This window comes from Pseudomonas sp. DVZ6 (genome assembly GCF_024259445.1).
GTDB classification, from domain to species: Bacteria; Pseudomonadota; Gammaproteobacteria; order Pseudomonadales; family Pseudomonadaceae; genus Aquipseudomonas; species Aquipseudomonas peradeniyensis.
The window spans coordinates 189,865-204,542 of record NZ_JANCLM010000002.1; the positions used below are offsets into that span (position 1 = coordinate 189,865).

Here is a 14,678-nt window from a genome sequence, read left to right on the forward strand (position 1 = left end):
GATGATGTCCCCTGTGGGAGCGGGTTTACCCGCGAATGCGCCCGTACATGCAACATCGTTGCCTGAGCTGACGCATTCGCGGGTAAACCCGCTCCCACAGGTGCTGTGTTGCATGATCCTGTGGTGCTCGCTCTCGTTAGCCCACGCCGCCCCCACCCACGCCCTCACCGTCTACGCCGAAGCCCCGCGCTACCCTGCGAACTTCCGCCATTTCGACTACGTCAACCCCGACGCCCCCAAGGGCGGCAGCCTGCGCCGCTCGGCCATCGAGATCGGCAATTTCGACCATATCCTGCCCTACATCGACAAAGGCATCGGCGTCAGCCAGGTCGATGGCTGGCTGTACGCACCGCTGGCCGTGCGCTCACTCGATGAACCCTACACCGTCTATGGCCTGATCGCCCAGCGCATGGAACGCGGCCCCGACGACGCCTGGCTGCGCTTCTACCTCGACCCCCGCGCCACCTTCGCCGACGGCAAGCCGGTACGGGCCGAGGACGTACGCTTCAGTTACGAATTGCTGATGAACCAGGGCAGCCTCAAGTTTCGCACCCAGTTCGCCGATGTCGCCGCGGTGGCGGTCGAAGGCCCGCGCCAGGTGCGCTTCGACTTCAAGCAACCCCATGGCCGTACCCTGGCCCTTGAACTGGCCGGCCTGCCGGTGCTGCCCGAGCACGACTGGCAGCAACGCGACTTCGCCAACGGTGCCGGTTTCGACAAGCCAGTGGGTAGCGGTCCGTACCGCATCGGCAGGATCGATAACGGCCGCAGCATCACCTTCGAGCGCGATGCGAGCTGGTGGGCCCGGGACCTGCCGGTCACCCGCGGGCTGTACAACTTCGCGCGTATCGGCGTCGAATTCTTCGGCGACACCGAAGTGGCCCGTCAGGTACTTAAGGGCGGGGGCTACGACTACAACCGCGAGTACTCCGCTACCGCCTACACCCTCGGCTACAAGGGTGCGCCTCTGGATGACGGGCGCCTACAACGGGCCCACCTCGCCCCGGCCAAGCCGCAGATCGCCCAGGGCTTCGTGTTCAACCTGGACAAGCCGCAATTCAAGGACCGCCGCGTGCGCCAGGCCCTTGGCATGCTCTGGGACTTCGAGTGGAGCAACCGGCAGATGATGCGCAACATGTACATCCGCCAGCAGAGCCTCTACTCCAATACGCCTCTGGCCGCCCGCGCCCTGCCCGACGCCGAGGAGCTCAAGCTGCTCGAGCCACTGCGCAGCCAAGTGCCGGACGAAGTGTTCAGCCGGGTGTTCAGCGCGCCGGTCACCGACGGCTCCGGCATCATCCGCCAGCAGCAACTGCAGGCCCTGGCCTTGCTGCAGGACGCCGGCTGGCATCCCCAGGGCGATCGGCTGGTCAACGCCCAGGGCCAGCCGCTGAGCTTCACCTTCCTCAATGGCCAGTCGGGCCTGGAGCGCCTGCTGCTGCCGTGGAAGCGCAACCTCGCACAGATCGGCGTCGAGCTGAACATCCGCAACGTCGACTCCGCCCAGTACGTCAACCGGGTGATGGCCCGCGACTACGACATGATCGTCACCGGCTACCCGGTGACCCTGTCCCCGGGCAGCGAGCAGTACAACTACTTCGGCTCCGCCGCGGCCAACGATCCGGGCTCGAACAACCTGATGGTGCTCAAGGACCCGGCGGTGGACCGCCTGCTCGACGGCCTGGTGCGCGCCACCAGCCAGGCCGACATGCTGCGCCACGCCCGCGCCCTGGACCGGGTGCTGCAATGGAACTACTACTGGATTCCCAACTACTACCCGCCGGGCAGCTCGACGGTGTGGTGGAACCGCTTCGGCCTGCCCAAGGTACAGCCGGCCTATGACGAGGGCCTGGACACCTGGTGGGAAGTCAGCCCCCGGGCACTGACCAACCCGCAGATGGCCGAACGGCTGCGGAGCGCGCCATGACCACCTACATCCTGCGCCGCCTGCTGCTGATCATCCCCACCTTGCTGGCGATCCTGCTGGTGAACTTCGCCATCGTCCAGGCCGCGCCCGGCGGGCCGGTGGAACAGGCCGTGGCGCGCCTGCAGGGCATCGGCGGCGGCGCGCCGGGCGCCCGCGTCGAGGCGGTACAGGGCGAGTCGCGCGCGACCCGCGGCCTGGACCCGAAGCTGATCGAGGAGATCAAGCGCCAGTACGGTTTCGACAAGTCCGCGCCCGAACGGCTGTGGCTGATGCTCGGCCAGTACGCACGGCTGGATTTCGGCCAGAGCTTCTTCCGCGGCGCCACGGTCACCGAGCTGATCGTGCAGAAGCTGCCGGTGACCCTGTCGCTGGGCTTCTGGGCCACGCTGATCACCTACCTGGTGTCGATCCCGCTGGGCATCCGCAAGGCGGTACGCCATGGCAGCCGTTTCGACGCCTGGAGCAGCGCGTTGATCGTGATCGGCTACGCCCTGCCCTCGTTCCTGTTCGCCCTGCTGTTGATCGTGTTGTTCGCCGGCGGCACCTCGCTCAACTGGTTCCCGGTGCGCGGCCTGGTCTCGGAGGACTTCGACCAGCTCAGCCTGCTGGGCAAGGTCGCCGACTACTTCTGGCACCTGGTGCTGCCGGTCGGCGCCCTGGTGATCGGCGGCTTCGCCACCCTGACCCTGCTGACCAAGAACGCCTTCCTCGACGAGATCGCCCGCCAGTACGTGGTCACCGCCCGGGCCAAGGGCCTGAGCGAGCGCCGGGTGCTGTACGGCCATGTGCTGCGCAATGCCATGCTGCTGGTGGTGGCCGGCCTGCCCCAGGCGCTGATCACGGTGTTCTTCGCAGGTTCCCTGTTGATCGAGGTGATCTTCTCCCTCGACGGCCTCGGGCGCATGAGCTACGAGGCGGCGGTGTCGCGGGACTACCCGGTGGTGTTCGGCACGTTGTTCATCTTCACCCTGGCCGGGCTGCTGATCCGCCTGCTGGGCGACCTGTGCTACACGGTGCTCGACCCGCGCATCGATTTCGACGCGAGGGGCCGCTGATGTTTTCGCCCATCGCCCGGCGGCGTCTGCGGCGTTTTCGCGACAACCGCCGTGGCTGGATCTCGCTGTGGTTGTTCGCCGGACTGTTGCTGCTGAGCCTGGGCGCGGAGCTGGTGGCCAACGACAAGCCGTTGCTGCTCGGCTACCAGGGTGAGCTGTACACCCCGGCGCTCAAGCGCTACACCGAGCAGCAGTTTGGCGGGCAGCTGCCGTTCCAGCCTGACTACCGCAGCCAGTACGTGCGCCAACTGATCGAGGGCCAGGGCGGCTGGATGCTGTTCGCGCCGATCCCGTTCAGCGCCGATACCCCCAACTATGACCTGCAGGTGCCCACCCCCAGCCCGCCGAGCGCGAGCAACTGGCTGGGCACCGACGATCAGGGCCGCGACGTGCTGGCACGGGTGCTGTATGGCACGCGGATCTCGCTGTTGTTCGCCTTCGCCCTGACCCTGATCAGCGTGCTGATCGGCGTGACCGCCGGCGCCCTGCAGGGCTACCACGGCGGCTGGGTCGATCTGCTCGGCCAGCGCCTGCTGGAGGTGTGGTCGGGGTTGCCGGTGCTGTACCTGCTGATCATCCTGTCGGGGTTCGTCGAACCGGATTTCTGGTGGTTGCTGGGGATCATGGCGCTGTTCTCCTGGCTGGCCCTGGTCGATGTGGTGCGCGCCGAATTCCTCCGCGGGCGCAACCTGGAGTACGTCAAGGCGGCACGGGCGCTGGGGCTTTCAGACACCCAGGTGATGCTGCGGCATATCCTGCCCAATGCCCTGAACGCGACCCTGACCTATGTGCCGTTCATGCTCACCGGGGCGATCACCACCCTCACCGCGCTGGATTTTCTCGGCTTCGGCATGCCCGCCGGCAGTGCCTCGCTGGGCGAGCTGGTGACCCAGGGCAAACAGCACCTCGAGGCGCCTTGGCTGGGCTTTACCGCATTCTTTGCCCTGGCGTTGATCCTGTCGTTGCTGGTATTCATCGGCGATGCGCTGCGCGAGGCGTTTGATCCTCGCATGTAGGAGCGGCCTTGCCGAGGCGTCGGACCGGCCGGAAAGGGCCGCAGAGCGGCCCCGGGATTTCAGTGGCGACGCAAAGATCGCTGGGGCCGCTTTGCGGCCCTATCGCGGCACAAGGCCGCTCCTACACGTTCGGCATATATTTCGATTACGGGTATCCCTTCCATGCACGACAACCTCAAGGACTACCCCCAGGTCCGCCAACTGGCCATCCGCTCGCTGTTCGAGATCATCGAGCAGTCCAGCGAAGGCACGGTGATCGTCGACCGCCAGGCGCGCATCGTCTGGATGAACGAGCGCTATGCCCGCCGTTTCGGCCTGCAGGATGCCGCCAGCGCCATCGGCCAGCCCTGCGAGGCGGTGATCCCCGGCAGCCTGATGCGCGAGGTGGTGAGCAACGGCAAGCCGATCCTGCTGGACATGCTCGACACGCCGAACGAGCCGCTGGTGGTGATGCGCCTGCCGATCCACGACGGCCAGGGCGCGCTGATCGGTGCCATCGGCTTTGCCCTGTTCGACGAACTGCGCAGCCTGTCGCCGCTGCTCAAGCGCTATGCCAGCATGCAGCAGGAACTGGCCTCGACCCGCTCGCAGCTGCGTGCGCGCCAGGCCCGCTACAGCTTCGCCCAGTTCGTCGGCAGCAGCCCTGCCTGCCTAGAGGCCAAGCGCCGCGCCCGCCGCGGCGCGACCAGCGACTCGCCGGTGCTGCTGCTCGGCGAGACCGGCACCGGCAAGGAGCTGCTGGCCCACGCCATCCATGCCGCCTCGGCGCGGGCGCACAAGGCGTTTGTCAGCATCAACAGCGCGGCGATCCCCGAAGCATTGCTGGAGGCCGAGTTCTTCGGCACCGCCCCCGGCGCCTTCACCGGCGCCGACCGCAAGGGCCGCAGCGGCAAGCTGCAACTGGCCGAAGGCGGCACCTTGTTCCTCGACGAGATCGGCGACATGCCCCTGGCCCTGCAGAGCAAATTGTTGCGTGTGCTGCAGGAGAAGGAATACGAGCCGGTGGGCAGCAACCAGATGCTGCGCAGCGACGTGCGGATCATTGCCGCCACCTCCATCGACCTGCAGGCGGCCATGGCCCGGGGGGCGTTTCGTGCCGACCTGTACTACCGGCTGAACGTGCTGCCGGTGCAGGTGCCACCGCTGCGCGAACGCCTGGAAGACCTGCCGGCGCTGTGCGAGGCGATCCTCGCCGAGTTGGGCAGCCAATATGAGCTGGAGGCCGAGGCCCAGGCATTGTTGGGGCGGCATGCCTGGCCCGGGAATATCCGAGAACTGCGTAATGTGCTGGAACGGGCGACCTTGCTGGCGGATCAGCCGCGCTTGAATGTGTCGGACTTGGTCAGTGCATTGGGGCCGTTGAGCCCGGTGGCCGAGACAGCGCCGCAATTGGGGTACCGGGAGGCCTGCGCGCAGTTTGAACGCGGGCTGATTGTGCAGGCCTTGGCACGCAGTGGCGGGAATGTGCCGGAGGCGGCAAAGGCATTGGGATTGGGGCGCTCGACGCTGTACAAGAAAATGGTGGTGCTGGGGATATTGTCTCAATAAAGAGATTTAAGTTTCATAATAGAGACTGTTGCGAGGGCTTCGCCCTCGATCGCGGGGCAAGCCCGCTCCTACAGGGATTGGTGATACTCGCAAATACACCGCCCCCTGTAGGAGCGGGCTTGTCCCGCGATGGCCTTCAGCCCATATGCATCTCTAAACAGAGACAAAAAAATCAGCAAAAGAACATTTATTCAATAAAATCAATTAGTTATAAACATGGCACGATTCCCGCTATCTCCCCGGCAACCATAAAAACAACACCCTGGAGATCCCCCTCGATGACCGTGCTCATCGCCCTCGCTGCCCTGGCCCTGCTGATGCTCGCCGCCTACCGCGGCTACAGCGTGATCCTCTTCGCCCCCATCGCCGCCCTCGGCGCCGTGCTGCTCACCGACCCTGCCGCCGTGGCCCCGGCCTTTACCGGGGTGTTCATGGAGAAAATGGTCGGCTTCATCAAGCTGTACTTCCCGGTGTTCCTGCTCGGCGCCGTGTTCGGCAAGCTGATCGAACTGTCGGGCTTCTCGCGCTCGATCGTCGCCGCCGCCATCCGCCTGCTCGGCACCCGCCAGGCCATGCTGGTGATCGTGCTGGTCTGCGCCCTGCTCACCTACGGCGGTGTGTCGCTGTTCGTGGTGGTGTTTGCGGTGTACCCGTTCGCCGCCGAGATGTTCCGCCAGAGCAACATCCCCAAACGGCTGATCCCGGCGACCATCGCCCTGGGTGCGTTCTCCTTCACCATGGACGCCCTGCCCGGCACCCCGCAGATCCAGAACATCATTCCCAGCACCTTCTTCAACACCACCGCCTGGGCCGCGCCCTGGCTGGGGCTGATCGGCACGCTGTTCGTGTTCTGCGCCGGCATGCTCTACCTGCAACGCCAGCGCAACAAGGCCCAGCGCAAAGGCGAAGGCTACGGCAGCAACCTGCGCAACGAGCCGGAAACCGCCGACGATATCGCCCTGCCCAACCCCTGGCTGGCCCTGGCGCCACTGCTGCTGGTGGGGGTGATGAACCTGCTGTTCACCCACTGGATCCCGCAGTGGTACGGGACCAGTCATACCCTGCAACTGCCAGGCATGGCCACGCCGGTGCACAGCGACGTGGCCAAGCTCACGGCGATCTGGGCGGTGCAGGCGGCTCTGCTGGTGGGCATCCTGATGGTGCTGGTGTGTGCCTTCGGCACCATTCGCCAGCGCCTGGCTGAAGGCACCAAGAGCGCGGTGAGCGGCGCCCTGCTGGCGGCGATGAACACCGCCTCGGAATACGGTTTCGGCGCGGTGATCGCCTCGCTGCCGGGCTTCCTGGTCCTGGCCGACGCCCTGCGCGGCATCCCCAACCCGCTGGTCAACGAAGCCATCACCGTCACCCTGCTGGCCGGCATCACCGGCTCCGCCTCCGGCGGCATGAGCATCGCCCTGGCGGCCATGAGCGACAGTTTCATCGCCGCCGCCAACGCGGCGAACATCCCGCTGGAGGTGCTGCACCGGGTCGCCGCCATGGCCAGCGGCGGCATGGACACCCTGCCGCACAACGGTGCGGTGATCACCCTGCTGGCGGTTACCGGGCTGACCCACCGCGAGGCCTACAAGGACATCTTCGGTATTACCCTGATCAAGACCCTGGCCGTGTTCGTGGTCATCGCCACGTTCTACGCTACCGGCATCGTATGAAGGAGAACGGCATGACGCTCAAAGGCAAGACCGCATTGGTCACCGGTTCCACCAGCGGCATCGGCTTAGGAGTAGCCCAGGTGCTGGCCGAGGCCGGCGCCAACATCCTGCTCAACGGCTTTGGCGACCCGGCGGCTGCCATTGCCGAGATCAGGCAGCACGGGGTCAAGGTGGCCCACCACCCCGCCGACCTGTCCGACGTGGCGCAGATCGAGCAGATGTTCACCCTGGCCGAACGCGAGTTCGGCGCGGTCGACATCCTGGTCAACAACGCCGGCATCCAGCATGTGGCACCGGTCGAACAGTTTCCGGTGGAGGCCTGGGACAAGATCATCGCGCTGAACCTGTCGGCGGTGTTCCACGGCAGCCGTCTGGCGCTGCCGGGCATGCGCGCGCGGGGCTGGGGGCGGATCATCAACATCGCCTCGGTGCACGGCCTGGTGGGCTCCACCGGCAAGGCCGCCTACGTCGCCGCCAAGCATGGCGTGGTCGGCCTGACCAAGGTCATCGGCCTGGAGACCGCCACCAGCAACGTCACCTGCAACGCCATCTGCCCGGGCTGGGTGCTGACCCCGCTGGTGCAGAAGCAGATCGACGACCGTGCCGCCAACGGTGGCAACGCGCAGCAGGCGCAGCACGACCTGCTGGCCGAGAAGCAGCCTTCGCTGGCCTTCGTCACGCCCCGGCATCTCGGCGAGCTGGTGTTGTTCCTGTGCAGCGAGGCCGGCAGCCAGGTGCGTGGTGCCGCCTGGAACGTCGATGGCGGCTGGCTGGCCCAGTAAGCGTCTAGAATGATGGTCGGGGTTGCGCATTCTCTGTGTGTAGGAGCGGCCTTGCGCCGCGAAAGGGCCGCAAAGCGGCCCCGGCGATCGATGATGTGACACCAATGGTTGGGGGGCTGCGATGCAGCCCTTTCGCGGCACAAGGCCGCTCCTACAGGGGGAGCGCAAGCCCTGAAGAGGCGAGTGGATCAGCAATCACCGAGGGTCCCGGCATGAACGACGTACTCTGGCGCCCCTCCACCTCCCGCATCGAAGCGAGCCGGATGGAAGCCTTCCGCCGCCGGGTCAACCGGCGCTTCAATCTCCAGCTCGACAGCTACGCCGCCCTGCACCGCTGGAGCATCGAGCAGCGCCCGCAGTTCTGGCAGGCCCTGGCCGAGTACTTCCATGTGCGCTGGCACACGCCACCGACGAGCATCCTCGAGGAAGGCGAGCACATGGCCGACGCTCGCTGGTTCCGCGGCGCCACCCTGAACGTCGCCGAGCATCTGCTGCAACGCCGCGACGACCGTCCCGCCGTGGTGGCCGTGCGCGAGGACGGCACTCGCCACCGCCTCACCCACAACCAGCTGGCCGGCCAGGTCGCCGGACTGCAACAGGCCTTCAGGCAGGCTGGCATCCAGCCCGGCGACCGTATCGCCGCGGTAATGCCCAATACCTGGGAAACCCTGGTGGCCATGCTCGCCGCCACCAGCCTCGGCGCGGTCTGGTCCAGCTGTTCACCGGAGTTCGGCAGCCACGGCATCATCGACCGTTTCGGCCAGATCGCGCCCAGGCTGCTGGTGGCCTGCGCCGGTTATCAATATGCCGGGAAGGTCATCGACCAGGTGGAGAAAATCAACCAGGTCGTGGCCCAGCTACCAAGCGTCAAGCAGTTGCTGGTGGTGCCGCATACCCGACCGCAGACCCGCGCCGATGAGTTCATCGGCGCGCCGACGAGCCTGTGGGCCGATTACTTCACGCCCGGCGGGACGCCGATCTTCACCGCGCTACCCTTCGATCATCCGCTCTATATCCTGTACTCCAGCGGCACCACCGGCGTGCCCAAGTGCATCGTCCACCGTGCCGGCGGCGTGCTGCTGCAACACCTCAAGGAACATGGCCTGCACAACGACCTCAAGGCCGACGACGTGCTGTTCTACTACACCACTTGCGGCTGGATGATGTGGAACTGGCTGGCCAGCGGCCTGGCGGTCGGCGCCACCCTGCTGCTGTACGACGGCTCGCCGTTCCACCCAGGCCCCGCGCGCCTGCTCGACCTGATCGACGCCGAAGGGATCCACGCCTTCGGCACCAGCGCCAAATACCTTGCCGCCCTGGAACAGGCCGGTGTCGAACCGGCCAAGTCCCACCGCCTCGACAGCCTGCGGCTGATTCTCTCCACCGGCTCGCCCCTGTCACCGCACAGCTACGACTATGTCTATGCCAAGGTGAAGCCCGACGTGTGCCTGGCGTCCATGTCCGGTGGCACCGATATCGTCGCCTGCTTCGTGCTCGGCAACCCGCTGCTGCCGGTGCGCCGTGGGGAAATCGCCGGCAAGGGCCTGGGCATGGCGGTGGATGTTTGGAACGAACAGCGACAGTCGATTACTGGCGAGAAAGGCGAGCTGGTCTGTACCCAGCCCTTCCCTTCGATGCCGCTTGGCTTCTGGGGCGACGACGATGGCAGCCGCTACCATGAGGCGTATTTCAGCCAGTTCGAGGGCATCTGGTGCCAGGGCGACTATGCCGAGCAGATACCCGGCGGTGGCCTGGTGATCCACGGCCGTTCCGACGCCGTGCTCAACCCCGGCGGCGTGCGCATCGGCACCGCGGAGATCTATCGCCAGGTGGAAAAGGTCGAGGAGGTGCTGGAGAGCGTGGCCATCGGCCAGGACTGGCACGGCGACGTGCGCGTGGTGCTGTTCGTGCGCCTGCGCGACGGCCTGCAACTGGACGATGCCCTGCGCCAGCGTATCCGCCAGGTGATCCGCCAGTACACCACGCCGCGCCATGTGCCGGCGGTAATCGCCCAGGTCGACGACATCCCGCGCACCCTCAGCGGCAAGCTGGTGGAACTGGCGATCCGCAATGTGGTGCATGGCCTGCCGGTGAAGAACACCGATGCCCTGGCCAACCCCGAGGCGCTGGAGCAGTTCCGCGACCGTGCGGAATTAAGGTAACTGGAGAACCTCGTGGGAGCCGCGCTGCCCCAGGTTCTCCGACATCAGGCATAATGTCGGCTTTTTGCCCTGAAGCACAGGTACCCCAATGAAAGCCCAAGCCCGCCATATCCTGGTCAAGACCGCTGACGAAGCCGAAAAGCTCAAGCAGCGCATCGCCAACGGCGAGGCCTTCGACGTGCTGGCGAAGAAATTCTCCACCTGCCCGTCCGGCAAGCGCGGCGGCGACCTGGGCGAAGTGCGCCCGGGCCAGCTGGTAGGCGCCATCGACCAGGTGATCTTCAAGAAGCCCCTGCGCGTGGTGCACGGGCCGATCAAGAGCAAGTTCGGTTATCACCTGGTGCAGACGTTCTACCGCGACTGACAGGCGGCGGCCACTGGCCACCTGACATTTCTGCCAGTTGTGCCCCTCTCCCAGACCTCTATACAACCGGGTTGAGCCTGCATGCGCTGCGGGCCTTCCCGGAACCATGGAGGTCTACCCATGCGAACGCGCCTGCTGCTGACTCTCGCCACCCTGCCCCTGCTGAACGTGCCCACCGCCCAGGCGGCCTGCAGCTTCACCGCCGGAGCAGGTGACGATACGTACATCTGCGACAGCGGCACAGCAGCCACGTTGATTGACACCAATGGCAACAACAGCCTGAGCATGCCAGTCGGTGGGACAGGCCTCATCAGTGGCGATGTGACCTTCGGCGCCGGTACGGACCCTATCGACATGGCCTCCGGCAGCATCGGCGGCAACGTCGACCAGGGTTCGGGCATCGACGACTTCAAGATCAGCGGTGGCGTAATCGAGGGCAACCTCAACCAGGGCGATGGCCTGGATACCTTCCGCATGACCGGTGGCTGGATCAAAGGCACCTTCGACAGCGGCGACCATGCCGAAATGAACGCCGGGCGAATCGGCAACGTCAACATGCGCCTGGACGAAAACACCTTCATCATGCGCGGCGGCGTGATCGACCGGAACATCATCACGGCCTTCGACAAGGACTATGTGGAGATCTTCGACGGCGCCGTGGGTGGCAATATCAGCGTCAGTGGCGGCGACGACCGGGTGCTGGTGCATGGCGGCCGGATAGGCGGTGATGTGTTGCTCAGCACGGGCAACGACACGTTCACCTGGGACGGTGGACGTATTGCCGGTCGCGTTGACCTTGGGCCTGGCGATGATCAGGCCCTGCTCAAGCGCCTGGACCAGGATGCACTGTCCATCCCCCTCGACGGCGGCGCAGGCGACGATGCGTTGACCTTCAACGCCAGCCGGAGCACCGGGGGCGGCCAGTACCTGAACTGGGAGCGGATTGCGCTGAACGCGGGTAGCCACCTGGAGCTGACCGACACCTTGCGCCTCGGCGATGCGGATACCGGTCGTGGCACATTGAGCATCGATGCCGACAGCACCCTCGTTTCCCGGCAAGGCATCATCTCTGCCGTTGCCACAGGCCAGCCGGCGACTGTGAGCAATGCCGGCACCATTGACCTCGGCACGGGCCAGAACAAGCTCGGCACGTTGACGATCCAAGGCAACTACGAAGGCGCCAACGGCACCCTGCGCCTCAACAGCCAGCTGGCTGGGGACGATGCGGCTTCCGACCGTCTGGTGGTCAGCCAGGGCGCCATCACCGGCAGCACCCGGTTGCTCGTCAACAACCTCGGTGGCACCGGCGCCGCCACCACCCAGAACGGCATCCAGGTGGTCGAGGCCCGCGACGGTGCCACCAGCAGCGCCAACGCCTTCGTGCAGACCCAGACACTCTCGGCCGGCGCCTACGACTACCGCCTGTTCAAAGGCGGCGTGACTGCGGGCAGCGAGAACAGCTGGTACCTGCGCTCGACACTGGTCGCGCCACCTGCGCCCGCGCCGGGTGAGCCGCCCGTTACACCGCCCGTGCCGGCGCCGGCGCCCGGTCAACCCGATCTTCCCGACCCGGTGGCCGGCGAGAGCGTGCCGCTGTACCGCCCGGAAGTGCCCGTGTATGCCGCTGCCCCTCGAGGCGCCGCGATCATCGCCCGCCAGGCCCTGGGCACCTTCCACCAGCGCCAGGGCGACCAGCAGCTTCTGGCGGGCCAGGGCGCATTGCCGGCCAGTTGGGGCCAGGCCTATGGCGGCGCCTTGCGCCAGCACTGGAGCGGTACCGTCAGCCCGAGCCTGGATGGCGACCTGCAGGGCTTCAAGGTGGGCCAGGACCTCTATGCCACGGTCAGTGACAATGGCTATCGCCAGCAGATGGGCGTGTACGTCGGCCACAGCCGGCTGGACGCAGACGTCAAAGGCTTTGCCCTGGCCGTGGAAGACCGCCGCGTCGGCGACCTGGTGCTCGATGGCAAGAGCGTCGGCGTCTACTGGACGCTGGTCGCGCCGCAAGGCGGGTACCTCGACACGGTCGTCCAGTACACCGACCTCGATGGCCGGGCGCGCTCGGACCGCGGCGGCAAGCTGGAGCTTGACGGCCATGCCTGGAGCGCGTCGGTTGAGTCCGGCTTGCCGATTGCCTTGTTCGAGCGCTGGACCCTGGAGCCGCAAGCGCAGCTGATCGCCCAGAAGACCTCACTGGACAGCGCCAGCGACGGCGTCTCACGCATCAGCCATGACGCCCAGGTGGAACTGACCGGTCGCCTTGGCGTGCGCCTGGAAGGCACTTTCAAGGTCAGCGGCGATCGCCTGCTACAACCTTACGCACAACTAAACCTGTGGCATGGCGACGGCGGTCGCGACACCTTGACCTTCGATGGCGTGGACAGGATCAAGACCGACTACCGTTACACCTCGGCGCAACTCGAAGGCGGCCTGGTGGCCCAGGTCAACCGGGCCTTGAGCCTGCACGGCGGCATGCAATACACCAGCAACCTGGATAGCCGCCAGCAGGAAGCCAGCGGCGTGAACCTGGGCGTACGCTGGCAGTTCTAGCGCCGTGCGGCGAGCAGGCCGATACCGGCGCAGCCCAGCAGCGACGCGCTGATCCGGTTGAACAGCCGCCGTGGCCCGGGCCGTTCGAACCAGCGTTGCAGGTAGGCGCCGAGCCCTGCGTAAATGGCGATGGCCGCCCACTCCAGCAACAGGAACAGCACGCCCAGTTGCAGGAACTGTTCGCTCACCGGCGTGGCGCTGCCCATCGAGACGAACTGCGGCAGGAAGGCGGTGAAGATCAGAATGGCCTTGGGGTTGCCCGCCGCCACCCAGAACTCCTGGCGCGCCAGTTTCCAGGTGCCGCGCGGCTGCTCGCCAGCCACCGCCGTCTCGCCGACCGGCGCCCGCCACAGCTGCCAGGCGATATAGAACAGATAGCCCGCGCCCAGCACCTTGATCGCCAGGAACAGGTACTCGCTGGTGTGCAGCACCACGGCCAGGCCCATGGCCGCCAGGGCGATCATGCCGCTGAAGGCGAGCAGGCGCCCGCCGCCGGCCACGCAGGCGGTGCGCAGGCCATAGCGGCTGGCGTTGTGCAGGGACAGCAGGTTGTTGGGGCCCGGCGCCATGTTCAGGGCGAAACAGGCGGGGATGAACAGCAGCAGGCTCGACAGGTCCATTATTCTTCTCCAGCGGGGACCGTCGCAGCGTCGCGTCTGGCGGGCGTGCGCGTCAAGCACAGCGGCGCGGCAAATGGCCGGAACAGTAGGTAGACGCTAGACTGGCGCCCTGCGTCCATTTCCAGGCTCCCTCGACATGCCCCTTCCGAGCAGCGAAATCTGGCACGATCCGGCCTTGCCCTATGTCGAGAGCCGACGCGCCTGCCACAGCCGCGCCTGCTACAAGGCCCACAGCCACCCAAGCTTTTCCATCGGCGCGGTGGATGCCGGCCAGAGCCGCTTCACCGGGGCTGGCGACGGACAGGTGCGCCTGACGCCTGGCACCCTGGTGTTCGTGCCGGCCCAGCGGGTGCACGCCTGCAATCCCGAACCTGGGCAGGCCTGGAGCTACCAGATGCTGCACCTGGACGCCGACTGGCTGCGCTGCCTGTGCCTGGAGTCGGGGATCGCCGCCGACCAGCCCGGCGCAGCGGCCCGGATCAGCCGCTCGGCAGCGCTGTACCGGCAGTTCTGCGCGCTGAACACCCTGCTGTTTTCCAGGGCGACGGCGTTCGAGAAAGAGGCGGCACTGGTGGCTTTTCTTGGCGACAACGACTTCTCCATCCATCCGGACCTGCCACCTGCGCCACCCATGCCGCCTTCGACACTGCGCGACCTGCTGGCCCATGCCGAGGAGCAGGCGTTGGCCGAACTAAGCCTTGATGGCCTGGCACGGCTGGCGGGCATGGGGCGCTATCAATTGATCCGCGCCTTCAACATCGCCACCGGCATGACACCCCATGCCTACCTGCTCAACGCCCGGATAAACAAGGCCCGGCAACTGTTGCGCCAAGGCCGGCCGCTGGCTGAAGTCGCGTATCGCCTGGGCTTTGCCGACCAGAGTCACTTCCAGCGAGTGTTCAAGGCGCATGCGGGGGTAACGCCGGGGGCATACCGCGCAGCCTTGCAATAATCTTCAATACCCGCCCTATTGCCCGGTCACAG

Annotated in this window: 11 protein-coding genes; 10 read left to right on the plus strand and 1 reads right to left on the minus strand. The window is 66.3% G+C overall.

Translation table 11 applies throughout. From position 1 onward, the window contains the following. Position 1 precedes the first annotated feature (1 nt). The 9 genes from NMG10_RS02240 (at position 2) to NMG10_RS02280 (ending at position 13,074) form a co-directional block, all read left to right on the plus strand. Complete coding sequence (locus tag NMG10_RS02240) at positions 2-1,927, plus strand: extracellular solute-binding protein (protein WP_254463730.1); 1,926 nt, start codon at positions 2-4, stop codon at positions 1,925-1,927. Continuing rightward, a complete protein-coding gene (locus tag NMG10_RS02245) occupies positions 1,924-2,982 on the plus strand; it encodes a microcin C ABC transporter permease YejB (protein ID WP_028688956.1) in 1,059 nt (352 codons plus the stop codon). The genes NMG10_RS02240 and NMG10_RS02245 overlap by 4 nt, the downstream gene beginning before the upstream one ends. Continuing rightward, positions 2,982-3,998, plus strand: coding sequence for an ABC transporter permease (locus NMG10_RS02250; RefSeq protein ID WP_232857615.1), 1,017 nt, complete (start codon positions 2,982-2,984; stop codon positions 3,996-3,998). Before NMG10_RS02245 ends, NMG10_RS02250 begins: the two co-directional genes overlap by 1 nt. A gap of 162 nt (positions 3,999-4,160) precedes the next feature. Then, entirely contained in the window at positions 4,161-5,546 is a 1,386-nt protein-coding gene (locus tag NMG10_RS02255) for a sigma-54-dependent Fis family transcriptional regulator (RefSeq protein WP_232857617.1), read from the plus strand. A 278-nt stretch (positions 5,547-5,824) separates the two neighbouring features. Then, entirely contained in the window at positions 5,825-7,216 is a 1,392-nt protein-coding gene (locus NMG10_RS02260) for a GntP family permease (RefSeq protein ID WP_203646518.1), read from the plus strand. An 11-nt stretch (positions 7,217-7,227) separates the two neighbouring features. Beyond that, positions 7,228-7,998, plus strand: coding sequence for a 3-hydroxybutyrate dehydrogenase (gene hbdH / locus NMG10_RS02265; RefSeq protein WP_254463732.1), 771 nt, complete (start codon positions 7,228-7,230; stop codon positions 7,996-7,998). A 212-nt stretch (positions 7,999-8,210) separates the two neighbouring features. After that, a complete protein-coding gene (locus tag NMG10_RS02270) occupies positions 8,211-10,160 on the plus strand; it encodes an acetoacetate--CoA ligase (RefSeq protein ID WP_232857621.1) in 1,950 nt (649 codons plus the stop codon). An 88-nt stretch (positions 10,161-10,248) separates the two neighbouring features. Continuing rightward, the gene (locus NMG10_RS02275; RefSeq protein ID WP_008095636.1) at positions 10,249-10,524 is read left to right on the plus strand and encodes a peptidylprolyl isomerase; all 276 of its coding nucleotides are present in this window, start codon (positions 10,249-10,251) and stop codon (positions 10,522-10,524) included. A gap of 120 nt (positions 10,525-10,644) precedes the next feature. Beyond that, positions 10,645-13,074 (plus strand): autotransporter outer membrane beta-barrel domain-containing protein, encoded by a 2,430-nt coding sequence (locus NMG10_RS02280; protein ID WP_254463734.1) that lies wholly within the window; start codon positions 10,645-10,647, stop codon positions 13,072-13,074. Here the strand turns inward: NMG10_RS02280 and NMG10_RS02285 are convergent. Then, a complete protein-coding gene (locus tag NMG10_RS02285) occupies positions 13,071-13,694 on the minus strand; it encodes a LysE family translocator (RefSeq protein WP_232857624.1) in 624 nt (207 codons plus the stop codon). The genes NMG10_RS02280 and NMG10_RS02285 overlap by 4 nt on opposite strands. Positions 13,695-13,830: 136 nt before the next feature. Here NMG10_RS02285 and NMG10_RS02290 point away from each other — a divergent pair, with 136 nt between their 5' ends. Beyond that, the gene (locus NMG10_RS02290; RefSeq protein ID WP_254463735.1) at positions 13,831-14,646 is read left to right on the plus strand and encodes an AraC family transcriptional regulator; all 816 of its coding nucleotides are present in this window, start codon (positions 13,831-13,833) and stop codon (positions 14,644-14,646) included. Positions 14,647-14,678 lie beyond the last annotated feature (32 nt).

Bases quoted from the DNA above. Each gene is read 5' to 3' on its own strand.
- NMG10_RS02240 (WP_254463730.1), top strand. From the start codon at position 2: ATGATGTCCCCTGTGGGAGCGGGTTTACCCGCGAATGCGCCCGTACAT.
- NMG10_RS02245 (WP_028688956.1), top strand. From the start codon at position 1,924: ATGACCACCTACATCCTGCGCCGCCTGCTGCTGATCATCCCCACCTTG.
- NMG10_RS02250 (WP_232857615.1), top strand. From the start codon at position 2,982: ATGTTTTCGCCCATCGCCCGGCGGCGTCTGCGGCGTTTTCGCGACAAC.
- NMG10_RS02255 (WP_232857617.1), top strand. From the start codon at position 4,161: ATGCACGACAACCTCAAGGACTACCCCCAGGTCCGCCAACTGGCCATC.
- NMG10_RS02260 (WP_203646518.1), top strand. From the start codon at position 5,825: ATGACCGTGCTCATCGCCCTCGCTGCCCTGGCCCTGCTGATGCTCGCC.
- hbdH (WP_254463732.1), top strand. From the start codon at position 7,228: ATGACGCTCAAAGGCAAGACCGCATTGGTCACCGGTTCCACCAGCGGC.
- NMG10_RS02270 (WP_232857621.1), top strand. From the start codon at position 8,211: ATGAACGACGTACTCTGGCGCCCCTCCACCTCCCGCATCGAAGCGAGC.
- NMG10_RS02275 (WP_008095636.1), top strand. From the start codon at position 10,249: ATGAAAGCCCAAGCCCGCCATATCCTGGTCAAGACCGCTGACGAAGCC.
- NMG10_RS02280 (WP_254463734.1), top strand. From the start codon at position 10,645: ATGCGAACGCGCCTGCTGCTGACTCTCGCCACCCTGCCCCTGCTGAAC.
- NMG10_RS02285 (WP_232857624.1), bottom strand. From the start codon at position 13,694: ATGGACCTGTCGAGCCTGCTGCTGTTCATCCCCGCCTGTTTCGCCCTG.
- NMG10_RS02290 (WP_254463735.1), top strand. From the start codon at position 13,831: ATGCCCCTTCCGAGCAGCGAAATCTGGCACGATCCGGCCTTGCCCTAT.